Raw genomic sequence first — 22,474 nt, forward strand, 5'->3', positions numbered from 1 at the left:
GTCACGGGGCGTGGCGACACTGCCGCGGTCGCTGCCCCGGGCAGCCCGTCACACCGAAGTGATCACCATGACTTGCCTGAGTGAGAGTTTCCTGGCCGCCACGCGGCTGGCGCTGGGCCTGCCGGCCACGGCCGTGCCGCGCGGTCCGAAGCAGCGGCTGCCGCAGGGAGTGAAAGCGGTTGAGCTGCGCCGCGCGGCGCTCACGCCGCTCCGTCCAGCGGCGCCTGGTCTTTCGGCGCTCCCCCACTGCCCGCCGGCTCTTCATTCCAGCCAAAGCTGTCGCTGAAGGTGAAGTACAGCGAGACGTAGAAGGCGCAGCTGAACATCAGCCCCGCGGGCAGCACGGCCACGCCGGCGAGCTGGCGCGCGCCCAGCAGCGAGAACACCGTGGTGACCAGCAGCAGGAAGCCCAGCAGCAGCGCCATCCAGGTCAGCCCGTAGACCACCAGCGCGCCGCGGTTGCGCCAGCAGGCGATCCAGCTGGAGAACAGCGACTGCGCCGTGCCCTGCTCGGCCCACCACACCAACGCCGGCGCATGCCAGAAGGGCAGCGCCAGCAGCGTGGTCAGGGTCACGCGCAGCAGCAGCCCGAACTGCAACTGCGCGTCGCGCAGCAGCGCGCCGGGGTCGCCGTTCTCGACGATCATTTCCACGTGCAGCTGCTCGAAGCGGCCGCCGTCCACCCAGTCGCACAGCCCCGCGATCAGCGCCGTGGCCACGCCGTAGAAGAAGCACAGCTTGAGCAGCCTTCGGCGCCGTGACTTGGGTCGGGCGCGCAGCAGCTCCACGTACTGCGCCGGATGTACCGGCTTGCCCTGCAGCGCCCCGCGCGTGGCCACCATGAAGCCCAGCGACAGCAGCGGCAGCGCCATCATCACCACGATCGGCCCGACCAGCGGCAGCGACATCACGAACAGCGCCACGAACAGGAAGGACAGGAACAGCAGCGTGAAGCCCATGGGCCGGCGCAGGAACAGCGCGAAGGCCCGCTGCACCCACAGCACGCCCCGGCGCGGCGGCAGGGTCTGCAGCAGCAGGGGCGGCGGGGGCAGGGGCAATGCACTCATGCGTCGCGCTCTCCTTGGGGATGCCACGGCGTGGCGATGCGCTCGCGCAGCACCCGCTCGAAGTGCATGGGGTCGTGCGGCTTGAGCATGCTGGCATCGCGCGGCAGGTGCAGGTCCCACAGCCGCGACACCCAGAAGCGCAGCGCCCCCGCGCGCAGCAGCGCGGGCAGCAGCCGGCGCTCGGCGCTGGTCAGGGGGCGCACGCGCTCGTAGGCGGCGACGAAGACGGCGGCGCGCTCGTCCACGCCGCGGCCGCTGTCGAGGTCGATGCACCAGTCGTTGAGGCACACCGCGATGTCGAACAGGTACGTGTCGATGCCGGCGAAGTAGAAGTCGAAGAAGCCGGTGAGGCGTTCGCGCCCGGGCAGGCCTTCGAACATCACGTTGTCGCGGAACAGGTCGGCGTGCACCGGGCCGCGCGGCAGGTCTTTATAGGCGGCGGAGACGGCCAGCTCGGCCTGGAAGGCCAGTTCCTCCTCGATGAGCGTGCGCTGCTCGGGAGCGAGGAAGGGCAGCACCACCGGCACCGTCTCCTGCCACCAGGGCAGGCCGCGCAGGTTGGGCTGGGCCAGCGGAAAGTCGCGCCCGGCCAGGTGCATGCGTGCCAGCATCTCGCCGACCTGCTCGCAGTGGTGCAGGTCGGGGGCGAGCTGGTGGCCGCCGACGAGCTTGTTGACCAGCGCCGCGGGCTTGCCCTTGAGCTGGTGCAGGATCTGGTCGTTGCCGTCCGAGCGCGGCTCGGGCACCGGGATGCCGCGCTGCGCCAGGTGGCGCATCAGGTGCAGGTAGAAGGGCAGCTGCTCGAAGCTCAGGCGCTCGAACAGCGTCAGCACCCACTCGCCCTGCGTGGTGGAGACGAAGTAGTTGGTGTTCTCGATGCCCGCGCCGATGCCGCGCAGCGCGGTGAGGCGGCCCACGTCCAGCGTGGAGACGAAGGCGTCGACCTCTTCAAAGGTCACTTCGGTGAAGACGGCCATGGGTCAGAAGCTCAGCATGTTCCACACGCGCTGCCCGGCAGCGCCCCGGCTGTTGCCCGGGCCGCTGCTCATGTCGCGCTCGCCGCCGCCGGGAATGACCTCGTAAGGCGCGGCGTTGCGCGGACGCACGACGAGGCGCTGGGTCTGACCCCGCACGCGCAGCTCCTCGACGCGCACGCCCTCATCCTCGATCACCAGGTGCTGGACATTGGGTTCGGGCGGAAGCTGGCGCGCGTTTTCGGCGGTCTGGGCAGTCTGGGCGGCCAGCGGCAGCGTCGCGCACAGCGCGGCCAGCGCCGCGGCAGGGCGGAGGAGGGCGTTCATGGCGCCATTGTAGGAGCGGGGCGGGGGCTCTCTCGGGGGGCATGGATGGCACTTCGGCCTGATTGACAATCCGCCAAATGAGCGAGAACAAGACCCTCCTGCTGGTGGACGGCTCCAGCTACCTCTACCGCGCCTACCACGCGCTGCCCGACCTGCGCGGCCCCGGCGGCGTGCCCACCGGCGCGCTGCACGGCATGGTGGCGATGATGCAGCGGCTGCGCGAGCAGGTCCCGGCGGCGCACGCGGTGTGCGTCTTCGACGCCTCCGGGCCCACCTTCCGCGACGAGTGGTACCCCGACTACAAGGCGCACCGTGCCCCGATGCCCGAGGCGCTGGCCGAGCAGATCGAGCCCATCCACGAGGTGGTGAAGCTGCTGGGCTGGCCGGTGCTGCAGGTCGAGGGCGTGGAGGCCGACGACGTGATCGGCACGCTGGCGCGCGTGGGCGCGGCTTCCGGGCACGAGGTGGTCATCTCCACCGGCGACAAGGACTTGGCGCAACTGGTCACGCCGCAGGTGACGCTCATCAACACCATGAGCAACGAGCGCCTGGACGAGGCCGGCGTGCTGGCGAAATTCGGCGTGGCGCCGAACCGCATCGTCGATTACCTGACCCTGGTGGGCGACACGGTGGACAACATTCCCGGCGTCGAGAAGGTCGGCGCCAAGACCGCCGCCAAGTGGCTGGCCGAGTACGGCTCGCTCGACGGCGTGATCGAGGCGGCGCCCAAGATGAAAGGCGTGACGGGCGAGAACCTGCGCAAGGCGCTGGACTGGCTGCCGCAGGGCCGGCGCCTGGTCACCGTGCACTGCGACTGCGACTTGGCCAAGCATGTTCCCGGCTGGCCGGCGCTGGACGCGCTGGCGCTGCGCCCGGTGCATCGCGACGATCTGCTGGCCTTCTACACGCGCTTCGGCTTCAAGACCTGGAAGCGTGACCTGGAGGAAGAGATCGCCATGGAGGGCCGCGCCGACGCGCAGGGTGACCTGGTCACGCTCATGGACACAGCCTCCACGCCCGTCGAGAAGCGCTACGAGACGGTGCTGACCATGGAGGCGCTGGAGCAGTGGCTGCGGAAGATCGACGCCGCGCCGCTGACCGCGCTGGACACCGAGACCGATTCGCTGGACGCGCTGCAGGCCCGCATCGTGGGCCTGTCGCTGTCGGTGGCGCCCGGCGAGGCCTGCTACGTGCCGCTGCGCCACGACTACGCCGGCGCGCCCGACCAGTTGCCGCTCGATGCCGTGCTGGACAAGCTGCGCCCGTGGCTGGAGGACAGTTCGAAACCCAAGCTGGGCCAGCACGCCAAGTACGACCTGCACGTGTTCCAGAACGCCGGCATCAGCGTGCGCGGCTACGTGCACGACACGCTGCTGCAGAGCTACGTGCTGGAGGCGCACAAGCCGCATTCGCTGGAGAGCCTGGCCGAGCGGCATCTCAATCGCCGTGGCCTGAGCTACGAGGACCTGTGCGGCAAGGGCGCCAGCAAGATCCCGTTCACGCAGGTGGACATCGAGCGCGCCTCCGAATACGCCTGCGAGGACGCCGAGATGTGCCTGGCGGTGCACCGCGCGCTGTGGCCGCGCGTCGAGGCCGAGCCCGGGCTGCTGCACGTCTACCGCGACATCGAGCTGCCCATCTCGGCGCTGCTGGCGCGCATGGAGCGCACGGGCGTGCTGATCGACCGCGAGGTGCTGGCCAAGCAGAGCCATGAGCTGGGCCAGCGGCTGCTGGCGCTGGAGCAGGAGGTGCACGAGCTCGCCGGCCAGCCCTTCAACCTGGGCAGCCCCAAGCAGCTCGGCGAGATCCTGTTCAACAAGCTGGGCTTGGCGGTGGTGAAGAAGACCGCCAGCGGCGCGCCGTCCACCGACGAGGAGGTGCTGGAGAAGCTGGCGCTGGACCACCCGCTGCCAGCGCGCCTGCTGGAGCACCGCGGCCTGGCCAAGCTCAAGAGCACCTACACCGACAAGCTGCCGCAGATGGTCAACCCGGCCACCGGCCGCGTGCACACCACCTACGCGCAGGCGGTGGCGGTGACGGGGCGGCTCTCCAGCAACGAGCCGAACCTGCAGAACATCCCCATCCGCACGCCGGAAGGCCGGCGCGTGCGCGAGGCCTTCATCGCGCCCGAAGGCTGCGTGATCGCCAGCGCCGACTACTCGCAGATCGAGCTGCGCATCATGGCCCACATCAGCGGGGACGAAGGGCTGCTGCGCGCCTTCACCGAGGGCAGCGACGTGCACCGCGCCACCGCGGCGGAGGTGTTCGGCGTGGCCGCCGCGGACGTCAACAGCGAGCAGCGCCGCTACGCCAAGACCATCAACTTCGGGCTCATCTACGGCATGAGCGAGTTCGGGCTGGCGCGGCGGCTGGGCATCGAGACCAAGGCGGCGCGCACCTACATCGAGCGCTACTTCGCGCGCTATCCCGGCGTGAAGCGCTACATGGACGAGACCCGCGCCCAGGCCGCCGAGCGCGGCTACGTGGAGACGGTGTTCGGGCGGCGGCTGTATCTGCCCGAGATCCGCGGCGGCAGCGGTCCGCGCCGCGCCGAGGCCGAGCGCCAGGCCGTCAACGCGCCGATGCAGGGCACGGCGGCGGACCTGATCAAGCTGGCGATGCTGGCGGTGCAGCGCGCACTGGACGAGCAGGGCCGGCTCACGCGCATCGTGCTGCAGGTACACGACGAGCTGGTGTTCGAGGTGCCCGAGGCCGAACTGGACTGGGTCAAGACCGAGGTGCCGAAGCTCATGGCCGGCGTGGCGGCGCTGAAGGTGCCGCTGCTGGCCGAGGTGGGTGTGGGACGCAACTGGGACGAGGCGCACTGACGCCGCGCTGACACGGCCGGGGGCATTGCTAAGATGCCGCCCCCTGCCGGCCGCGCCTGCCAAGGCGCGGCCCGTCCATTTCCTCGCAGACCGCGCTCCGGCGCGGTCGCTGTTTTTCCATGACCCTTGCGTACATCATCGTCGCCACCCTGCTGGGCGGGCTGCTGTCGGTCCTGATCGCCGCGCAGCTCACGCTCAGCGTGCTGGGCCGGCTGGTGAAGAGCCTGGTGAGCCTGTCGGCCGGCGTGCTGCTGGGCACGGCGCTGCTCAACGTGCTGCCCGAGGCCTTCGAGGATGCGACCGATTCGCACGGGCTGTTCCTGACCCTGCTGGTGGGACTGCTCTTCTTCTTCCTGCTGGAAAAGGCCGAGCTCTACCGCCACGGCCACCACCACGAAGGCGACGACCCGCACCACCACCACCATCACGGCTTCGACGCCGAGCAGGCGGGCAAGGGCGGCTGGACCGTGCTGCTGGGCGACAGCATCCACAACTTCTGCGACGGCATCATCATCGCCGCGGCCTTCCTGTCGGACCCGCAGCTGGGCCTGGTGACGGCGCTGGCGGTGATCCTGCACGAGATCCCGCAGGAGGTCGGCGACTACATCGTGCTGCTCAATGCCGGCTTCTCGCGCGGGCGCGCACTGCTCTACAACGCGCTGTCGGGCCTGGCCTCGGTGGTGGGCGGGGTGGTGGGCTACCTGGTGGTGGAGCCCTGGAAGCCGTTGTTCCCGTACCTGCTGGTCATCGCCGCCAGCAGCTTCATCTACGTGGCGGTGGCGGACTTGCTGCCGCAGCTGCAGCGCCGGCTGAGCCTGCGCGCCACGCTGGCGCAACTGGGCTGGCTGGCCGCGGGCTTGGGTCTGGTGCTGCTGGCCACGCGCACGCTGCACCACCACTGAGGCCTGCCGTTCGGGCTGAGCCCTTCGACAGGCTCAGGGCGAACGGGTGTGGAGCTGAAAACAAAAACGCCGGGACGCGGCAAGCGCGGTCCCGGCGTGGTGCCGACGCGATGGCTGTCGCATCGGCCGGCGCCACCGGCTTGACCGGCCGGGGGCGCGCAACGGGTCGTCAGCGCACCACCAGCACCGGGATGGTGGCGTGCGTGAGCACCTTCTGGGTCTCGCTGCCCAGCAGCAGCGCGGCCACGCCGCGGCGGCCGTGCGAGGCCATGACGATGAGGTCGCAACCCAGGCTCTGGGCCTGCTCGCAGATCGCCTCCCACGGGTGCAGGGCCTCGATGGTGAGGGCCTTGCAGCTCACGCCGCTGGCCTGCGCCGCCTCCAGCACGCCGCTGACGCGCTGGTTGGCGATGCGGTCCTGCGCGTCGAAGAACTCCTGCGGCGGCGTGGGCTGCATCTCGGAGATGGCGCCGTAGGGGAAGGGCTCCTTGGCACTGAGCGTGACGAGCTCGGCGCCGGTGAGCTTGGCCAGGTCGATGGCCTGGCGCACGGCCTTGGCGGTGATCTCGGAACCGTCGGTGGGAACGAGGATGCGCTTGTACATGAGGGACTCCTTCCTGGTGTTGGGCGCTGGGCCGATGCACCGAGTGTCGCGCCGGCGGGTGCCGCCGGCTTGATGCCCATCAAGAGCGTGCGACGGGCCGCGCCGGGTCGGAGCACCACTCGCTCCACGATCCGGGATAGAGCGGGCTGCCGCCGAGGCCGGCGTGCTCGAAGGCGAGCAGGTTGTGGCAGGCCGTCACGCCCGAGCCGCACTGCTGCACCAGCCGCGCCGGGTCGCCGCCGGCCAGCAGCGGCGCCAGCTCCGCGCGCAGCGCCTGGGCGCTCTTGAAGCGGCCGTCGGGCTGCAGGTTGAGCTTGAAGAAGCGGTTCAGGGCGCCGGGAATGTGGCCCGCCACCGCGTCCAGCGGCTCCGTCTCGCCGCGGTAGCGCTCGGGAGCGCGGGCGTCCAGGATGCGCACGCGGCCCAGTTGCGACAGCAACGCGGTGGCATCGAGCGTGGGCATGGTGGAGGCGCCCACCGGGTAGGGCGCGGCCGCGGCGTCGCGCGCGGGCACGGCGGGGTCGAGCACACCGCCGGCCTCGGCCCAGGCCTGGCGGCCGCCGTCGAGCACCGCCACCGCGTCGTGGCCCAGCCAGCGCAGCAGCCACCAGGCGCGCGCGGCGAACATGCCGCCCTGCGCGTCGTAGGCCACGGCCTGCACGCCCGGGCGCAGGCCGAGCCGGCCCAGCAGCGCGGCCAGCGCCTCGCGCCCGGGCAGCGGATGGCGGCCGGGAAAGCGGCCCTGGGCGTCGCGCACGGCCGGGGCGCTGAGCTCGCGCTCCAGGTGCAGGTAATGCGCGCCGGGCAGGTGCCCTTCGGCGTAGGCGCGCTCGCCGGCGCTCGGGTCGGCCAGGTCGAAGCTGCAGTCCAGTAGCAGCACGGGCTGTCCGGCACGCTGCAGCGCCTGCAGCTGGTCCACGGTGATCAGGGTGCGGTAGGGCATGGGCGGGAGGTCTCCGTCGGGAAGAGCGGCATTGTCCGCGCCGGGAGGCGCCCGGCTCACTGGCCGGCGCCCGCGGGCTGGCTGCGCAGCCAGGTGGCGGCCAGCCCGGCGGCGACGATGAGCGCGATGCCCGCCAGCGCGGTGAGCGTGAGCGGGTCGCCCAGCACCAGCGCGCCCAGCAGGCAGGAGAACACGATGCCGCTGTACTGCAGGCTGGCGTTGCTCAGGGTGCGGCCGATGGCGTAGGCGCGCGTCATCATCATTTGCGCCACCGTGGCCAGCACGCCGGTGGCCAGCAGCAGCGCCAGCCCTTCGGCGCTGTGCGCATGGACGCCGCTGAAGGCCATGCCCACCACGCCGGCGGCCATGCCGCCCAGCGAGAAGTAGAAGACGATGCGGTACTCGGGCTCGCCCGCGCGGCCCAGCGCCTGCACCTGCAGGTAGGCCGAAGCGGCGAGCATGCCGGACACCAGCCCGGCCAGGCCATATCCCAGCTGCTCGGGGCCCATGGTCGGCCGCAGCACCAGCACCACCCCGGCGAAGCCGGCCAGCACCGCCGCCACCAGCCGGGCATCGACGCGCCGGCCCCCGCGCAGCAGCGCCGCGCCCAGCAGCAGGAACACCGCCATCCAGACCGAGGACATGTAGTTCAGCGTCATGGCCGTGGCCAGCGGCAGCCCGGCCAGGGCGTGGAACCACAGGCTCAGCGCGCACACGCCGGTGAAGCTGCGCCGTCCGTGCATCGCCAGCCGTTGCGTGCGCAGCGTGCCGCCGCGCAACCTGGTCAGCGCCGCGATGGTGAGCGCGCCGACCAGGCCGCGGTAGAAGACGATCTCCGCCGTGGCGTAGTGGGCCGAGGCCAGCTTGATGCACAGCCCCATGGCGGCGAAGAGGAACGAGGCGCAGAGGATCAGCAACGGGGCGGGCATCCCGCGATTGTCGGCCGCGCAAAGAAAACGGCCGCCGGGGCGGCGGCCGTGCGAAGAACGAAGCGTGGAACCGGCGCGGCGCTCAGGCGGCGGCGGGCAGCGGCATTTCCTCGGGTTCCGGACGCGCCTGCAGGCGCTGCAGCTGGGCGCGCGCATGGGGCAGCAGGCGCTCGCGGCGGTCGACGTAGGCGTCGAGCAGCGCCTCCGCGTCGCGCGGCGGGCTCATGCGGCGCAGCAGCATCTCTTCCCAGCGCATGCCGGCCATCAGGCGGCGGCGGCCGTCGGCGAAGAAGCTCCACCAGTCGGCGCTGTGGGGCTCCAGCCGCAGGCCCTGGAACAGCGCGTGGCGGCAGGCGCGCCGGCGGGCCTGCAGCGCCTGCGCGGCATGCGCCGGAGCGCCTGCCATCGGCAGCACCTCCGCCAGCGCCGCGTCGCGCGCCGCCACGAAGGCGAGCAGCTCGCGCAGCGCCGCGCAGCGCAGTTGCGGGCGCTCACGCTTGAGGCCTTCAATCTTGTCGAGGTAGATGCGAATCGTTTGGTGGTCGTCGCGAACCGTGTTCCACAACGTGTGCATGGGTGAGGTACCTCCCAAAGGGGGATTTTCAGCCTTAGCAAGCCGTGTTCCCGCTCCTTCAGTTGCTGGGGGTGACCAATGCCACGGAAAGCCCGAAACCAAGTAGCCAACCGGCCACCACGTCGGCCACGTGGTGCGCGCCCAGGGTCACGCGCGACACGCCCACGGCCAGCGGCAGCAGCGTGCCCAGCATCCAGGCGCCGGTGCGCAGCGCGTCGGTGGGCAGCAGCGGCGCGGTGATCGCCGCCGCCGTGAGCCACCAGGCGCTGGCCATCAGCGTGTGGTTGCTGGGGAAGGAGCTGCCGAAGGTGATGCTGCGCGACGCCTGGGGCCGGCCCAGCTGCGTGCGGTGCTTGAGCCAGCGCCCCAGCGGCCCGGGCAGCACGGTGGCCAGCGCCAGGGCCAGCGCGGCATCCGTGCCGCCGGCGGCCCACAGCGCCGGCGCGGCCACCAGGCCCAGCAGCGCCACCAGCGTCGAGGAGCCCAGGGCGGAGATGTCCAGCGCCGCCGCCACCACGCGCGGGTGCTGGTGGCGTCCTACCATCACGGCCACCCGCCGCTCCAGCGCCTGCCAGCGCGCCCAGCGCTCCAGGCGCGGCGCCGCCCACAGCAGCAGCGCCGTCACCGCCAGCGGCAACAGCAGGAGCAACCAGCGTCCATGCATCAACCGGCTCCCGGTTCCGAGTCCGCTTCCCACGCCGCGCCCCGGTTCGCGCTGGTGCTCAACCAGCGTGCCGGCGCCCATGGCGACGCCGAGTTGCGCTTGCGGCTGGTGCAGGCCTTCACCCGGGAAGGCGTGGAGCCGCAGGTGTTCGAGGCCGTGGACGGCCGGCTCGATGCGTTGGCGCAGGCCGCCGCGGCCAGCGGCGCCGAGGTGCTGGTGGTCGCCGGCGGGGACGGCAGCTTCAACACCGTGGCCAACGCCGTGGCTGGGCGGCCCGAGCCCCGGCCGGAGCTGGCGCTGCTGCCGCTGGGTACCTTCAACCACGTGGCGCGGCGCCACGGCATCCCGCTGGCGCTGGAGGAGGCGGTGGCCGTGGCGGTGCACGGCGAGGCCCGGCCGCTGGCGGCCGGAGAGGTCAATGGGGCGCTGTTCTTCAACAACTGCTGCTTCGGGCTGTACTCCAGCCTGATCCAGGCGCGCGAGGGGCACAAGAAGCGCTTCGGCCGCCGCCGCGTGGTGGCGCTGGCCTCGGCGCTGTGGACGCTGCTGCGCCCGCATGCGCGGCGCGCGGTGGTGCTGGACCTGGGCCACGAGCGGCGGCGGCTGCGCAGCTCGCTAGTGTTCGTGGCGGCCAATCCGCTGCAGCTGGAAGACGTGGACGCCGCGCTGGCGCGGCAGGTGGCCGATGGCGCCCTGGGGCTGCTGTCGGTGCGCGAGGTCGATGCGTGGCGGTTGCTGAAGCTGGCCTGGGGCGCGTGGCGCGAGGAGCTGTCCTCGCTGCAGGAAGTGTTCGCCCAGCCGCTGCGGCAGGCGACGCTGCACGTGCGTGCGCGGCGCCTGCCGGTGGTGCTGGACGGCGAGCTGCGCATGCTGCGCACCCCGCTGGTGTTGCGCCGGCGCGAGGGGCTGCTGCGCTTGCGCGCCCCCGTGCCGGAAGCGGCCGGCCCGCTGGCGTGAGCCGGCGGCGCGGGCCTCACCGGGCGGTGAGCTCCGCGCCCATGACGCGCCGGTACCACTCGTGGAAGTGCTGCATGCCGTCTTCCATCGGGCTCTGGTAGGGGCCGACCTCGTCGTCGCCGCGCTTGAGCAGCGCCAGCCGGCCCGCGTCCATGCGCTCGCCGATCTCGTCATCCTCGACGCAGGTCTCCATGTAGGCGGCCTGCTGGGCCTCGACGAACTCGCGCTCGAAGGCGGCGATCTCCTCGGGGTAGTAGAACTCGACGAGGTTGAGCGTCTTTTGGGTGCTGATCGGGAACAGCGTGGAGACCACCAGCACGTTCGGATACCACTCGACCATGATGTTCGGGTAGTACGTCAGCCAGATCGCGCCCTGCTGGGGCCGCTGGCCCTGGCCGTAGCGCAGCACCGCCTCGTGCCACTGCCTGTAGACGTCCGAGCCGGGCTTGCCCAGCGCGCCGTTGACGCCCACGGTCTGCACCGAGTACTCCTTGGCGAACTCCCAGCGCAGGTCGTCGCAGGTGACGAAGCCGCTCAAGCCCGGGTGGAAGGGCCCGACGTGGTAGTCCTCCAGATAGACCTCGATGAAGGTCTTCCAGTTGTAGTTGCACTCGTGCACCTGGACCTTGTCGAGCACGTAGCCGCTGAAGTCCAGCGCCGCGCGCGGGCCCATGCCGGCGAGGTCGGCCTCGATGTCGCGGCCGTTGTCCTCGAACACCAGGCCGTTCCAGGTGCGGACCTTGTAGTTGTTGAGGTTCAGGCAGGGGTCGTGCGCGAAGTGCGGCGCGCCCAGCAACTGGCCGTGCAGGTCGTAGGTCCAGCGGTGCAGCGGGCACACCACGCTGTGCTTGGTGTTGCCGCGCCCGCGCAGCATCACGGCCTGGCGATGGCGGCAGACGTTGGAGATCAGCTCCAGCCCCTGGGGCGTGCGCACCAGGGCCCGGCCTTCGCCTTCCTGGGGCAGCGCGTAGTAGTCACCCACCTCCGGCACCGCCAACTCGTGCCCGAGGTAGCGCGGGCCAGGCTGGAAGATCAATCGTTGTTCATTGCGGAACAACGCCTCGTCGAAATAGGTGGAAACCGAAAGTTGCGAGCGGCTGCGCTCAAGAGCTTCAAGGCTGATGCTCAGGTCGGACATGATCCCCAGGATCTCCAAAAACCAATGTCAACCCGCCCACCACAAGACTTGAGGGTGGGATGGAAATATGCCTTCCGGGCGGAAGGCAAGGGGCGGATTGTAGCCAGGGGGGGTAGGGGTGCCTTTGAGGTGTGCAAAGTCCTTGCGAAAGGCTGCAAGCCAGGACCAACCCTAGGCCGCAACGGCGTGGAGCCGTTGTGCCGGGGCGCCACAGCAGCCGCGTTGCCAGGGCCGGGAAAGGTCAGCTGACTACAATCACGCCTCGCTTTTTTCGCCTCACGAAATGCCGCGTCAGCCTGCCTCAGACAAACAAACCCCGGCGTCCGCCAGCTACGAAGACGCGCTGGCCGAGCTGGAGCGCCTGGTGCAGGCGATGGAAGACGGGCAGCTGCCGCTGGACCGGTTGCTGGAAAGCTACAAGCGCGGCGCGGAGCTGCTGGCCCTGTGCCGCGGGCGGCTGCAGGCGGTGGAAGAGCAGGTCAAGCTGCTGGAAGAGGGGCAGCTCAAGCCCTGGACGGGCACATGAATATGAAGTTGGATGACTGGGTGCAGTCCGTGCTCGACGAGGTCGAGTCGGTGCTGCAGGGTTGGGTTCCCGCGGAGGCCCCGGCCGGCCTGGGCGAGGCCATGCGCTATGGCGTGCTCGACGGCGGCAAGCGGCTGCGCCCGCTGCTGGTGATGGCGGCCTGCGAGGCCGTGGACGGCCAGCGCGAGGCGGCGCTGCGCGCGGCGGTGGCGGTGGAGCTGATCCACGCCTACTCGCTGGTGCACGACGATCTGCCCTGCATGGACAACGACGTGCTGCGCCGCGGCAAGCCCACGGTGCACGTGCGCTACGGCGAGGCCCAGGCCATGCTGGCCGGCGACGCGATGCAGGCCCTGGCCTTCGAGGTGCTCACGCCCCCGCAGGGCACGGTCGAGCCGGCGCTGCAGGCGCGGCTGTGCGGGCTGCTGGCGCGCGCGGCCGGGCATGCCGGCATGGCCGGCGGCCAGGCCATCGACCTGGCCAGCGTGGGGTGCAAGCTCGACGAGGCGGCGCTGCGCGACATGCACCGGCGCAAGACCGGCGCGCTGCTGCAGGCCAGCGTGGTCATGGGCGCGGCCTGCGGCCATCCCCCTGCCGACGCATTGGCCGCGCTGGCCGACTATGGTGCGGCGCTGGGCCTGGCCTTCCAGGTGGTGGACGACATCCTGGACGTGACCCAGGAGTCCCACACCCTGGGCAAGACCGCGGGCAAGGACCTGCACGACAACAAGCCGACCTATGTCTCGGTGCTGGGCCTGGAGGCCGCGCGCCGGCATGCCCTGGAGCTGCGCGACCAGGCCCGCGCCGCGCTGGCCCGCTCCGGACTGGCCAGCACCGCACGGCTGGCGGCCCTGGCCGACAAGGTCGTGGACCGCGACTGCTGACGACGGCCGAGCGCCGCACACCACTGCACGATGAACGCTCACCCCCTGCTCGAAACGATCAACGCCCCGGCCGACCTGCGCCGCCTCTCGCGCGCGGAGCTCAAGCTGCTGGCGCACGAGCTGCGCGACTTCGTGCTGCAGAGCGTGAGCCGCACCGGTGGCCACCTCTCCAGCAACCTCGGCACGGTGGAGCTCACCATCGCGCTGCACGCAGTCTTCGACACCCCGCACGACCGGCTGGTGTGGGACGTGGGCCACCAGACCTACCCGCACAAGATCCTCACCGGGCGACGCGAGCGCATGGGCTCGCTGCGCCAGCTCGGCGGCATCAGCGGCTTCCCGCGCCGCGACGAGAGCGAGTACGACACTTTCGGCACCGCCCACAGCTCCACGTCCATCTCCGCGGCGCTGGGCATGGCGCTGGCCGCGCAACTCAAGGGCGAGAACCGCCACGCCGTGGCCATCATCGGCGACGGCGCCATGACCGCGGGCATGGCCTTCGAGGCGCTGAACAACGCCGGCGTGCCGCACGCGGGCATCCCGGCCAACATGCTGGTGGTGCTCAACGACAACGACATGTCGATCAGCCCGCCGGTGGGCGCGCTCAACAAGTACCTGGCGCGGCTGATGAGCGGCAAGTTCTACGCCGCCGCGCGCGAGGGCGCCAAGAGCGTGCTCAAGAACGCGCCGCCGCTGCTGGAGCTGGCGCGCCGCCTGGAGGAGCACGCCAAGGGCATGGTGATCCCGGGCACGATCTTCGAGGAGTTCGGCTTCAACTACGTCGGCCCCATCGACGGCCACGACCTCGACGCCCTCATCCCCACGCTGGAGAACCTGCGCGACAAGAAGGGCCCGCAGTTCCTGCACGTGGTCACCAAGAAGGGCTACGGCTACAAGCTGGCCGAGGCCGACCCCATCGCCTACCACGGCCCCGGCAAGTTCGATCCGGCGCTGGGCCTGGTCAAGCCGGCCACGCCGCCGAAGCCGACCTTCACCCAGGTCTTCGGCCAGTGGCTGTGCGACATGGCCGCGGCCGATCCCCGCCTGGTGGGCATCACGCCGGCCATGCGCGAGGGCTCGGGCATGGTGGAGTTCCACCAGCGCTTCCCGCAGCGCTACTTCGACGTGGGCATCGCCGAGCAGCACGCCGTGACCTTCGGCGCCGGCCTGGCCTGCGAGGGCTTGAAGCCGGTGGTGGCGATCTACTCCACCTTCCTGCAGCGCGGCTACGACCAGCTCATCCACGACGTGGCGTTGCAGAACCTGCCGGTGGTGTTCGCGCTGGACCGCGCCGGCCTGGTGGGCGCCGACGGCGCCACGCATGCCGGTGCCTACGACATCGCCTTCCTGCGCTGCATTCCCAACGTCAGCCTGCTGGCGCCGGCCGACGAGGACGAGTGCCGCACCGCGCTGACCACCGCCTTCCGCCAGCAGCACCCGGTGGCCGTGCGCTACCCGCGCGGCGCCGGCGTGGGCAAGCCGGTGCAGCCGGGCTTTGCGGAGTGGCCCTGGGGCAAGGGCGAAGTGCGCCGCCGCGGCCAGCGCATCGCGATCCTGGCCTTCGGCACGCTGCTGTACCCGGCGCTGGAGGTGGGTGAGCGGCTGGACGCCACGGTGGCCAACATGCGCTTCATCAAGCCGCTGGACACCGCGCTGGTGGCCGAGCTGGCGCGCACGCACGACGCGATCGTCACCGTCGAGGAGGGCTGTCTGCCCGGCGGCGCCGGCGCGGCGGTGATGGAGGCGCTGCAGGCCGCGGGGCTGGACACCCCGGTGCTGGCGCTGGGCCTGCCCGACGAGTTCATCGAGCACGGCGACCCGGCCAAGCTGCTGGCCCTGGTGGGGCTGGATGCGGCGGGCATCGAGCAGGCCGTGCTCAAGCGCTTCGGCCCCAAGCCGGCGCTGGTGGCGCCGGTGCAGGCGGCGGTCAACGAGTGAATCCAGTTCGTCTCGGTCGGTGAAACAAATCCCGTTCGCCCTGAGCCTGTCGAAGGGCCGGCGCTCAGATATCGCCGCAGGGCTTCGACAGAGCCTGTCCTGAGCTTGTCGAAGGGCTCAACTCGAACGGATTACTTCAGTTCCAAAGGCGAGTTGGTGTGAAACGGCAGCGCCGGCCAAGTCCGGCGCCGCATTCGCCAAGCCCGTCTTGCCGGCGGGGCGGCGTGATGCCCACGCCGCTCAGCGCGCCGTCGCCCGGCGCCGCACGCACTCCAGGTAAGCCTGCCCGTCCGGCGGCAGCCCCGTGCGTTGCGAGGCCCAGATCATCTCGCCCAGGCACTCCATCACCTCGTGCTGCGCCTCGTGCGCCGAGCCCAGCTTGGCCGCCAGGAGCTCGAAAGCCTGCTTGATGCCGCGCGGCTGGTCGATGGACACCTGCTCGCTGATGGACAGGTGCATCGACAGGTGCAGGAAGGGGTTCACCCGCCCGTCCTCCACCTTGTAATCGGCCGCCAGCGCGGCCTCCACGTCCGAAAGCTCGCCGTGGTACTCGGGGTGCTCGGCCACCCAGGGCGCGGCCACGGCCTCCATCGGGGTGAGCACGCCGCCCTCGCGGTGCTTGCGCCAGACCTCGCAGAAGAAGCGGCGCACGTCATGTTGGGAAGGTTGGAACATAGCCCGCGATTGTCGCCGTGGCTCTTGTCCCGCCCCGGGGCGCTGGCTTCGACGACTCCCGGGCTAATCCCGGAACCGGCCCGTCACGGTCCTTGGACAGGAGACGGATTGGTCAGTTTGGTTGGTCAATGACCCCAATGAGCGGGGATATTGTTCGAGATCTGTGGACAGTTTGGTGCTAGCCACCCTGCCGGGCACGGCCCGAGGCCGTTCAGGATGTCGGGTCGTCCTCGAAGCGCCAGGCCGGCACGCGCCAGTCCAGTTGCAGCGCCAGCAGCCGCAGGCCGAACACCACCAGCGCCGCAGCGGCCAGCGCCAGTTCGTCGCCGCCGCCCAGCGCTTGCACGCCCACCACGACCCAGCCGCCGGTGAAGGCCAGCACGGCATAGGGGCGGTGGTCGCTGAAGGCGGAGGGGATCTGGTTGCAGACGACATCGCGCAGCACGCCGCCGAAGGTGGCCGTCATCACGCCCATGACCACGGCGATCAGCGCCGGCATCTGTGCCTGCAGCGCGATCTGCGTGCCGCTGGCAGCGAACAGGCCCAGCCCCAGCGCATCGGGCCACAGCATGGCGCGCTCGGTGGGCTGCAGGTGGCGCGCGCGCATGAACAGCATCGCCCCCAGCGCCAGCGCCAGCAGTGCCCAGACCCAGCCCGCGTGCTGCACCCAGAAGAACGGGCGCCTGTCCAGCAGCACGTCGCGCAGCGTGCCGCCGCCGAAGGCGGTGAGCCCGGCCACCACGCACACGCCCACCACGTCGAGCCGCTTGCGCGCCGCCTCCACCAGCCCGGACAGCGCGAAGGCCAGCGTCGCCACGATCTCGATCACCAGTTGCGCCGTGGACAATGCGCCCCACCAGTCCGGAAGTCTCTCCATGTCTTGCCTGCTCCCCCGTTGCGGCGCGCATTGTCGCCGCGGCGCCACCCCCGCTTTGCCCGCCGCATGCCGCCGCTGATCACCGACCCGTCCTTCTATGCCGTGGCGGCGCCGGCGGTGCTGCTCATGGGGCTGGCCAAGAGCGGCTTCGGCGCCGGCTTCGGCGCGCTGGCGGTGCCGCTGATGGCGCTGGCCGTGCCGGTGCCGCAGGCCGCGGCCATCATGCTGCCGCTGCTGGCGGTGATGGACGCGCTGGGCCTGGCGGTGTTCCTGCGCGAGTTCGACCGCGCCCTGATCCGCCTGCTGCTGCCCGCCGGGCTGCTGGGCACGGTGCTGGGCACGCTGCTGTTCGGCGTGCTGCCGGCCAAGATCGTGGCCGGGCTGGTGGGCGTGATCACGCTGGCCTTCCTGGCCATCCGCTGGTTCTTCCCGCCGCGCGCCGATGCGCCGCCGCCGCCACGCTGGCTGGGCTTCCTGCTGGGCCTGACCTCGGGCTTCACCAGCTTCGTGGCGCACGCGGGCGGGCCGCCGGCGGCCTTCTACCTGCTGCCGCTGCGGCTGTCGCCGGTGGCGTTCACGGCCACGACGGCGGTGTTCTTCGCCGCGGTCAACGCCTCCAAGTGGATTCCATACGCTTGGCTGGGGCTGATCGACATGCGCAACCTGGCCACCTCGCTGGTGCTGATGCCGCTGGCGCCGGTGGGCGTATGGCTGGGCGTGCACGTGGTGCGCCGCATCTCGCAGCGCGTGTTCTACGGGCTGTTCTCGCTGGGGATGCTGCTCACCGGCGTGAAGCTGGTGTGGGATGCGGTGGTCTGAGCCGGCCGGTGCCGCTGCAACCCGGCCGCCGGGGCCGCGGCGGGAAAATCGTTCACCTCTGCTTCACAACTCGCGCACTCGGAAGCGCTGAGTGATGAAGTTGTTGCCCCTGGGCTGACAATCCTCCGCGGCCAGCGCGGACCTGCCGCTCCCAGGTGGCCCCTCACCCCGCCGGCGGCGGCTCCGAGGGCGCCACGCCGGGCGCGGGCAGCGGCGCTTCCCCGGTGGCGGCCTTGCGCGCCGCGGCGGCTTCAGCCCGCTCGGCGCGCTCGCGCGCCCACAGCGCCTCCAACTGCTCGCGGCCCTGGCGCGCCATGGCCAGCAGCCGCTGCTCGTCGCCGAAGTGCGGCGCCATCTGCTCCAGCAGCTCGATGCTGTGCGCGCGGAAGCGCTGCGCCTGCGTGCGGGCGAACTCGCGGTCGTAGCCCATGAGCTCCAGCACGCTGCGCGCGCTGAGCAGGGCGCTGTCGAAGGTCTCGCGCTCGATGAGCGAGACGCCGCGGTGGCGCAGCCCGTAGTAGTGCGTGACGTTGCGTGCCCGCGCCACGACTTGCAGCTGCGGGAAATGCTGCTTCACCAGGTCCACCACCGCCAGGCTCTGCGCGATGTCGTCGATGGCCACCACGATCACGCGCGCCTGCTCGGCGCCGGCCATGCGCAGCAGGTCCAGCCGCGTGGCGTCGCCGAAGAACACCGGCCAGCCGAAGCGGCGCACCGTCTCCACCTGGTCGGCGTCGTGCTCCAGCACCGTGGCCGCCAGGCCCTGTGCCGCCAGCAGCCGGCCCACCACCTGGCCGTAGCGGCCGAAGCCCGCGATGATCACCGGCGCCTGCTGTGGCTCCTCCAGCACCGGCAGCTCGCCATGGCTGCGCTGCGCCGCCAGGCGCGGCGCCAGCCAGCGGTCCGCGGCGCGCAGCAGCAAGGGCGTGAGCGCCATCGACAGCGCCACCGCCGCCACCAGCAGCGAGGCGGTGCCCGCATCCATCACCCCGCGCAGCGCCGCGGCCTGGAACACCACGAAGCCGAACTCGCCGCCCTGCGCCAGCAGCAGCACGAACACCGGGCGCTCGGGCAGCGGCAGCCGCATGCCCGTGGTCATGGCCATGAGCAGCAGCGCCTTGAGCGCCACGAAGCCCACCACCACTCCCAGCAGCGCCAGCGGGCGCGACGCCACCACGCCGAAGTCCACGCTCATGCCCACGGCCATGAAGAACAGGCCCAGCAGCAGGCCCTTGAAGGGCTCCAGGTCGGTCTCGATCTGGCGCCGGTACTCGCTGTCGGCCAGCAGCACGCCGGCGAGGAAGGCGCCCAGCGCCATCGACAAGCCCGCGGCCTGCATCAGCGCGGAGATCGCCACCACCAGCAGCAGCGACGCGGCGGTGAACACCTCCGGCGTGCGGCTGCGCGCGCTCCAGCGCAGCGCCGGGCGCAGCAGCAGCCGGCCGCCCAGCACCACCGCGCCGATGACCAGCGCCGCGCGCAGCGCCGCGGGCCAGCCGGCCCAGCCGTCCTCGTGCACGGTTTCGTGCGGCACGCCGGCCAGCAGCGGGATCAGCGCCAGGATCGGGATGGCGGCGATGTCCTGCAGCAGCGCCACGCCCAGCACGCCCTGGCCGGCGGCCGTGCTCCTGAGGTTGCGCTCGGCCAGCTCGGTCAGGCCGATGGCGGTGGAGGACAGCGCCAGGCCCAGCGCCGCCACCAGCGCCAGCCGCCCCGGCGTGCCCAGCAGCATGGCCACGCCAGCCAGCAGCGCCGCCGAGCCGATGAGCTGCACGCTGCCCCAACCGAAGATGGGCCGGCGCATCGCCCACAGCCGGCGCGGCTCCAGCTCCATGCCGACCAGGAACAGCATCAGCACCACGCCGAACTCGGAGAAGTGCAGCATCGCCTGCGCGTCGCCCGCCAGGTCCAGCCCGAAGGGGCCGATGGCGATGCCCGCGCCCAGGTAGCCCAGGATCGAGCCCAGCCCCAGGCGCCGCGCCAGCGGCACCGCGATCACCGCGGCGCCCAGGTACAACAGGCCCGACAGCAGCCAGCCACTGACTTCATGCTCCATCACGCGTGCTCCAGGGCCGGTCGTTCGAGGGCGGGCAGGGCGGCAGGGACATCGTCGTCATCGGCAAGCACATGGGAATTGCCACGATAGCCCATGCACGGACGGTAACCCGGAGGGCTGTCGCGGTCCGCACGGCAGCGCTACGCTCAAGGCCGTTGTTCCTTGCTCGGGAGACGGTGATGAAGGTGCTGCTCGTGGATGACCATCCACTGATTCTTTCGGCGCTGCAGGGCGTCATTCGTGGACTGGGCAACGATGTCAGCGTGACCTGCGCCGCCAGCGCGCGCGAGCTGCGCCAGCGGCTGGCCGAGGATGCCGACTACGACCTGCTGCTGCTGGACCTGCAGCTCGGCGACGCCGACGGCTTCGAGGTGCTGACCGAGATGCGCCGCGACCACCCCGCGCTGCCGGTGGTGGTGGTCTCGGGCACCGACCGCGCGCCCGACGTGCTGCGCGCCATCGACCTCGGCGCCATGGGCTTCGTGCCCAAGCGCGCCTCCAACGAGCTGCTGTTCGAGGCGCTGCGCCTGGTGATGTCGGGCGGCATCTTCGTGCCGCCCGTGCCCACCGGCCTGGGCAGCGGCCTGCCGCCCGCGGCGCAGGAGCCGCCCCCGCCGCCGCTGCTGCAGCCGCGCATGCAGCCGGCCCAGGGCGCGGCCTCGGGGCTGCCCGTGCCCAACGTCGCCGGGCTGACGCCGCGCCAGAACGAGGTGCTGGGCAAGCTGCTGCAGGGGCTGCCCAACAAGCTCATCGCGCGCGAACTCAACCTGTCGGTGGAAACGGTCAAGGACCATGTGGCGGCCGTGCTGCGCGTGCTCAACGTCAGCACGCGCACGCAGGCCGTGCTGGCCGTGAGCCGCATGGCGCAGCAGCAGGGCGGCTCGGCGTCGGCACAGCGCCACTGAGGCCATGAGCACCGTGCTGCCGACGACCACCGCGGCGGCACCGACCGCGCCCGCCGTGGCCGCACCGTCGTCCGAGGCGCAACGGCTGGAGCATGCGCGCGCGCTGTACGTGCAGACGCCCGCCACGCTGGCGGGCAACCTGGTGGGCGTGCTGCTGGTCCTGGCCTTCTACAGCGGCGTGGCCGACCGGTGGCGGCTGTTCGGCTGGGTCGGCGTCATGGCGGTGCTGTGGTGCCTGCGGCTGGCGCATTACCTGCGCTTCAGGCGCCATCGCGATGCCGACGATGCCACGCTGCTGGACTGGCGCAGCAGCTGGCGTGCGCTGGCGCTGCTGCTGGGCAGCTGCTGGGGCGCGGCGGCGTGGCTGTTCTGGGACCTGGGCACGCCCTCGCACCAGGTGGCGCTGCTGCTGATCATCTACAGCTACTGCGTCGGCTCGGTGCAGATGCTGGCCGGACAGCCCAAGGTCTTCATGACGTTCCTGTGCCTGGTGCTGCTGCCCACCGTGGCCCGCGTGGCCAGCGACACCGGCCACCCCTTCCACCTGCAGCTGGCGCTGATCATCTGCGTGCTCTTCGGCGCCGTGTGGCTCATGGGCCGCACCTACCGCAGCGCGCTGGCGCAGGCCATCGACCTCAAGCTGCACACCGACCAGCTCGCCGCGCAGCTGCGCGTGGAGATGGCCGCGGCCGAGGAGGCGCGCCGCGCCGCCGAGGCCGCCAGCCGCGCCAAGACGCAGTTCTTCGCCGCCGCCAGCCATGACCTGCGCCAGCCGCTGCACGCCATGGGGCTGTTCGCCGAGACGCTGCGCCAGCGCTGCAGCGACCCGGGCGTGGCTGCGCTGGTCAACAGCATCAACGAGAGCGTGGACGCGCTGGAGGGCCTGTTCGGCGAGCTGCTGGACATCACCCGCATCGACACCGGCGGCGTGGAGCTCAAGCCCGAGGCGGTGCGGCTGCGTGACGTGTTCGCGCGGCTGCGGCTGCACTTCGAGCCCATCGCCTTCGAGAAGGGGCTGGCGCTGAGCTTCCGCGGCGACGCGCATGTGGTGCACGCCGACCCGGTGGTGCTGGAGCGCATCCTGCGCAACCTGGTGAGCAACGCCATCCGCTACACCGAGGACGGCGGCGTGCTGGTGAGCTGCCGCCGCCGCGGCGAGCGGCTGCTGCTGCAGGTGTGGGACAGCGGCATCGGCATCGCCGAGCAGAGCCTGCCGCGCATCTTCGACGAGTTCTACCAGGTCAACAGCCACCGCCCGCTGGAGCCGCACCAGCGCAAGGGCCTGGGGCTGGGGCTGGCCATCGTCAAGCGGCTGGCCGACCTGATGGATGTGCCGCTGAACGTGCGCTCGCGGGTGGGCCACGGCACGGTGTTCAGCCTGGAGGTGCCGCCGGGCGTGGTGGAGGCGCCGCCGGCCGGGCTGGTGGACGCCTCCCCCAAGATGCCGCTGGGGCTGAGCCTGCAGGAGCGGCTGATCGTGGTGGTGGAGGACGAGCCGGCCGTGCGCGAGGGCCTGACCGTGCTGCTCAAGGCCTGGGGCGCGCGCGTGGTGGACTTCGACGCCGTTGGCGCCGCGCAGGCCTGGACCGAAAGCCCTGCGCCGGAGCGCCCGGACCTGCTGATCGTGGACTACCGGCTGCCCGAGGGGCGCACCGGGCTGGATGCGCTGGACATCATCCGCCGCCGCTGGCCCGAGGCGCGGCTGCCGGCCATCGTCATCACGGGCAGCAGCCTCAGCGGGCACGAGAACGAGGCCGAGGAGCACGATTTCCACCTGCTGATCAAGCCCGTGCTGCCCAACAAGCTGCGCGCCATGATCGGCTTCAAGCTGAGCATGCCCCCCAAATGACGCAGGCCGCCCGGGGGCGGCCTGTTCGGGAGCGCCGC

General features: G+C 71.5%; 21 protein-coding genes. 9 read left to right on the forward strand and 12 right to left on the reverse strand.

Annotated features, from left to right (window positions below):
* Positions 1 to 200: 200 nt before the first annotated feature.
* From HHL10_RS03190 to HHL10_RS03200, 3 genes are read right to left on the reverse strand one after another with little or no spacing between them, the layout of a single operon-like run.
* The gene (locus tag HHL10_RS03190) at positions 201 to 1,067 is read right to left on the reverse strand and encodes a BPSS1780 family membrane protein (RefSeq protein ID WP_205832898.1); all 867 of its coding nucleotides are present in this window, start codon (positions 1,065 to 1,067) and stop codon (positions 201 to 203) included.
* Complete coding sequence (locus HHL10_RS03195; RefSeq protein WP_169158912.1) at positions 1,064 to 2,044, reverse strand: homoserine kinase; 981 nt, start codon at positions 2,042 to 2,044, stop codon at positions 1,064 to 1,066. The genes HHL10_RS03190 and HHL10_RS03195 overlap by 4 nt, the downstream gene beginning before the upstream one ends.
* Positions 2,045 to 2,047: 3 nt before the next feature.
* Positions 2,048 to 2,368, reverse strand: a complete 321-nt coding sequence (locus HHL10_RS03200; protein ID WP_169158913.1) for a hypothetical protein — start codon at positions 2,366 to 2,368, stop codon at positions 2,048 to 2,050.
* 77 nt (positions 2,369 to 2,445) lie between these two features.
* Between HHL10_RS03200 and polA the strand changes: the two genes are divergently transcribed.
* Together polA and HHL10_RS03210 are read left to right on the forward strand one after the other, a co-directional pair.
* Positions 2,446 to 5,196: a DNA polymerase I gene (gene polA / locus HHL10_RS03205; RefSeq protein WP_169158914.1), complete on the forward strand. Its 2,751-nt coding sequence runs from the start codon at positions 2,446 to 2,448 to the stop codon at positions 5,194 to 5,196.
* Between the two features lie 119 nt (positions 5,197 to 5,315).
* Positions 5,316 to 6,098, forward strand: a complete 783-nt coding sequence (locus tag HHL10_RS03210; protein WP_169158915.1) for a ZIP family metal transporter — start codon at positions 5,316 to 5,318, stop codon at positions 6,096 to 6,098.
* Positions 6,099 to 6,267: 169 nt separating this feature from the next.
* On the opposite strand, the gene HHL10_RS03215 is transcribed toward HHL10_RS03210, so the two are convergent.
* From HHL10_RS03215 to HHL10_RS30950, 5 genes are all read right to left on the reverse strand, one after another.
* The gene (locus HHL10_RS03215) at positions 6,268 to 6,702 is read right to left on the reverse strand and encodes a universal stress protein (protein ID WP_169158916.1); all 435 of its coding nucleotides are present in this window, start codon (positions 6,700 to 6,702) and stop codon (positions 6,268 to 6,270) included.
* A 79-nt stretch (positions 6,703 to 6,781) separates the two neighbouring features.
* Positions 6,782 to 7,645 carry a sulfurtransferase gene (locus HHL10_RS03220; RefSeq protein WP_169158917.1) on the reverse strand — a complete coding sequence of 288 codons (864 nt, stop codon included), beginning with the start codon at positions 7,643 to 7,645 and terminating at the stop codon, positions 6,782 to 6,784.
* A 56-nt stretch (positions 7,646 to 7,701) separates the two neighbouring features.
* Positions 7,702 to 8,574: a DMT family transporter gene (locus HHL10_RS03225; protein ID WP_169158918.1), complete on the reverse strand. Its 873-nt coding sequence runs from the start codon at positions 8,572 to 8,574 to the stop codon at positions 7,702 to 7,704.
* An 82-nt stretch (positions 8,575 to 8,656) separates the two neighbouring features.
* Positions 8,657 to 9,148, reverse strand: a complete 492-nt coding sequence (locus tag HHL10_RS03230; protein ID WP_169158919.1) for a hypothetical protein — start codon at positions 9,146 to 9,148, stop codon at positions 8,657 to 8,659.
* A gap of 58 nt (positions 9,149 to 9,206) precedes the next feature.
* Positions 9,207 to 9,797 (reverse strand): phosphatase PAP2 family protein, encoded by a 591-nt coding sequence (locus tag HHL10_RS30950; RefSeq protein ID WP_169158920.1) that lies wholly within the window; start codon positions 9,795 to 9,797, stop codon positions 9,207 to 9,209.
* Positions 9,798 to 9,806: 9 nt separating this feature from the next.
* Between HHL10_RS30950 and HHL10_RS03240 the strand changes: the two genes are divergently transcribed.
* Positions 9,807 to 10,769 carry a diacylglycerol/lipid kinase family protein gene (locus HHL10_RS03240; protein ID WP_169158921.1) on the forward strand — a complete coding sequence of 321 codons (963 nt, stop codon included), beginning with the start codon at positions 9,807 to 9,809 and terminating at the stop codon, positions 10,767 to 10,769.
* Positions 10,770 to 10,785: 16 nt separating this feature from the next.
* On the opposite strand, the gene HHL10_RS03245 is transcribed toward HHL10_RS03240, so the two are convergent.
* The gene (locus HHL10_RS03245; RefSeq protein ID WP_169158922.1) at positions 10,786 to 11,907 is read right to left on the reverse strand and encodes an aromatic ring-hydroxylating oxygenase subunit alpha; all 1,122 of its coding nucleotides are present in this window, start codon (positions 11,905 to 11,907) and stop codon (positions 10,786 to 10,788) included.
* A gap of 283 nt (positions 11,908 to 12,190) precedes the next feature.
* Between HHL10_RS03245 and xseB the strand changes: the two genes are divergently transcribed.
* Genes xseB through dxs form a run of 3 tightly spaced genes read left to right on the forward strand, consistent with a single transcriptional unit; the run spans position 12,191 to position 15,255 of the window.
* Positions 12,191 to 12,433 (forward strand): exodeoxyribonuclease VII small subunit, encoded by a 243-nt coding sequence (xseB, locus tag HHL10_RS03250; RefSeq protein WP_169158923.1) that lies wholly within the window; start codon positions 12,191 to 12,193, stop codon positions 12,431 to 12,433.
* 2 nt (positions 12,434 to 12,435) lie between these two features.
* Positions 12,436 to 13,317 (forward strand): polyprenyl synthetase family protein, encoded by an 882-nt coding sequence (locus HHL10_RS03255; protein WP_169159298.1) that lies wholly within the window; start codon positions 12,436 to 12,438, stop codon positions 13,315 to 13,317.
* A gap of 30 nt (positions 13,318 to 13,347) precedes the next feature.
* Positions 13,348 to 15,255, forward strand: a complete 1,908-nt coding sequence (dxs, locus tag HHL10_RS03260) for a 1-deoxy-D-xylulose-5-phosphate synthase (RefSeq protein WP_169158924.1) — start codon at positions 13,348 to 13,350, stop codon at positions 15,253 to 15,255.
* A 240-nt stretch (positions 15,256 to 15,495) separates the two neighbouring features.
* On the opposite strand, the gene HHL10_RS03265 is transcribed toward dxs, so the two are convergent.
* A complete protein-coding gene (locus HHL10_RS03265; protein ID WP_028999432.1) occupies positions 15,496 to 15,930 on the reverse strand; it encodes a DUF1841 family protein in 435 nt (144 codons plus the stop codon).
* A 211-nt stretch (positions 15,931 to 16,141) separates the two neighbouring features.
* Positions 16,142 to 16,807, reverse strand: coding sequence for a trimeric intracellular cation channel family protein (locus HHL10_RS03270; protein ID WP_169158925.1), 666 nt, complete (start codon positions 16,805 to 16,807; stop codon positions 16,142 to 16,144).
* Positions 16,808 to 16,873: 66 nt separating this feature from the next.
* On the opposite strand from HHL10_RS03270, the gene HHL10_RS03275 reads away from it, so the two are divergent.
* Positions 16,874 to 17,626 (forward strand): sulfite exporter TauE/SafE family protein, encoded by a 753-nt coding sequence (locus HHL10_RS03275; protein ID WP_169158926.1) that lies wholly within the window; start codon positions 16,874 to 16,876, stop codon positions 17,624 to 17,626.
* Positions 17,627 to 17,789: 163 nt separating this feature from the next.
* Here the strand turns inward: HHL10_RS03275 and kefC are convergent, their stop codons facing one another.
* Positions 17,790 to 19,682 carry a glutathione-regulated potassium-efflux system protein KefC gene (gene kefC / locus HHL10_RS03280; protein ID WP_169158927.1) on the reverse strand — a complete coding sequence of 631 codons (1,893 nt, stop codon included), beginning with the start codon at positions 19,680 to 19,682 and terminating at the stop codon, positions 17,790 to 17,792.
* A gap of 179 nt (positions 19,683 to 19,861) precedes the next feature.
* Between kefC and HHL10_RS03285 the strand changes: the two genes are divergently transcribed.
* A complete protein-coding gene (locus HHL10_RS03285) occupies positions 19,862 to 20,587 on the forward strand; it encodes a response regulator (protein WP_169158928.1) in 726 nt (241 codons plus the stop codon).
* A gap of 4 nt (positions 20,588 to 20,591) precedes the next feature.
* Positions 20,592 to 22,436, forward strand: coding sequence for an ATP-binding response regulator (locus HHL10_RS03290; RefSeq protein ID WP_169158929.1), 1,845 nt, complete (start codon positions 20,592 to 20,594; stop codon positions 22,434 to 22,436).
* The last annotated feature ends 38 nt before the right edge of the window (positions 22,437 to 22,474 follow it).

Source organism: Azohydromonas caseinilytica, assembly GCF_012927045.1.
Classification (GTDB): domain Bacteria; phylum Pseudomonadota; class Gammaproteobacteria; order Burkholderiales; family Burkholderiaceae_C; genus Azohydromonas; species Azohydromonas caseinilytica.

Excerpts from the sequence above, each read along its gene's own strand:
- HHL10_RS03190 (WP_205832898.1), bottom strand. The coding sequence starts at position 1,067 with ATGAGTGCATTGCCCCTGCCCCCGCCGCCCCTGCTGCTGCAGACCCTG.
- HHL10_RS03195 (WP_169158912.1), bottom strand. The coding sequence starts at position 2,044 with ATGGCCGTCTTCACCGAAGTGACCTTTGAAGAGGTCGACGCCTTCGTC.
- HHL10_RS03200 (WP_169158913.1), bottom strand. The coding sequence starts at position 2,368 with ATGAACGCCCTCCTCCGCCCTGCCGCGGCGCTGGCCGCGCTGTGCGCG.
- polA (WP_169158914.1), top strand. The coding sequence starts at position 2,446 with ATGAGCGAGAACAAGACCCTCCTGCTGGTGGACGGCTCCAGCTACCTC.
- HHL10_RS03210 (WP_169158915.1), top strand. The coding sequence starts at position 5,316 with ATGACCCTTGCGTACATCATCGTCGCCACCCTGCTGGGCGGGCTGCTG.
- HHL10_RS03215 (WP_169158916.1), bottom strand. The coding sequence starts at position 6,702 with ATGTACAAGCGCATCCTCGTTCCCACCGACGGTTCCGAGATCACCGCC.
- HHL10_RS03220 (WP_169158917.1), bottom strand. The coding sequence starts at position 7,645 with ATGCCCTACCGCACCCTGATCACCGTGGACCAGCTGCAGGCGCTGCAG.
- HHL10_RS03225 (WP_169158918.1), bottom strand. The coding sequence starts at position 8,574 with ATGCCCGCCCCGTTGCTGATCCTCTGCGCCTCGTTCCTCTTCGCCGCC.
- HHL10_RS03230 (WP_169158919.1), bottom strand. The coding sequence starts at position 9,148 with ATGCACACGTTGTGGAACACGGTTCGCGACGACCACCAAACGATTCGC.
- HHL10_RS03240 (WP_169158921.1), top strand. The coding sequence starts at position 9,807 with ATGCATCAACCGGCTCCCGGTTCCGAGTCCGCTTCCCACGCCGCGCCC.
- HHL10_RS03245 (WP_169158922.1), bottom strand. The coding sequence starts at position 11,907 with ATGTCCGACCTGAGCATCAGCCTTGAAGCTCTTGAGCGCAGCCGCTCG.
- xseB (WP_169158923.1), top strand. The coding sequence starts at position 12,191 with ATGCCGCGTCAGCCTGCCTCAGACAAACAAACCCCGGCGTCCGCCAGC.
- HHL10_RS03255 (WP_169159298.1), top strand. The coding sequence starts at position 12,436 with ATGAAGTTGGATGACTGGGTGCAGTCCGTGCTCGACGAGGTCGAGTCG.
- dxs (WP_169158924.1), top strand. The coding sequence starts at position 13,348 with ATGAACGCTCACCCCCTGCTCGAAACGATCAACGCCCCGGCCGACCTG.
- HHL10_RS03265 (WP_028999432.1), bottom strand. The coding sequence starts at position 15,930 with ATGTTCCAACCTTCCCAACATGACGTGCGCCGCTTCTTCTGCGAGGTC.
- HHL10_RS03270 (WP_169158925.1), bottom strand. The coding sequence starts at position 16,807 with ATGGAGAGACTTCCGGACTGGTGGGGCGCATTGTCCACGGCGCAACTG.
- HHL10_RS03275 (WP_169158926.1), top strand. The coding sequence starts at position 16,874 with ATGCCGCCGCTGATCACCGACCCGTCCTTCTATGCCGTGGCGGCGCCG.
- kefC (WP_169158927.1), bottom strand. The coding sequence starts at position 19,682 with ATGGAGCATGAAGTCAGTGGCTGGCTGCTGTCGGGCCTGTTGTACCTG.
- HHL10_RS03285 (WP_169158928.1), top strand. The coding sequence starts at position 19,862 with ATGAAGGTGCTGCTCGTGGATGACCATCCACTGATTCTTTCGGCGCTG.
- HHL10_RS03290 (WP_169158929.1), top strand. The coding sequence starts at position 20,592 with ATGAGCACCGTGCTGCCGACGACCACCGCGGCGGCACCGACCGCGCCC.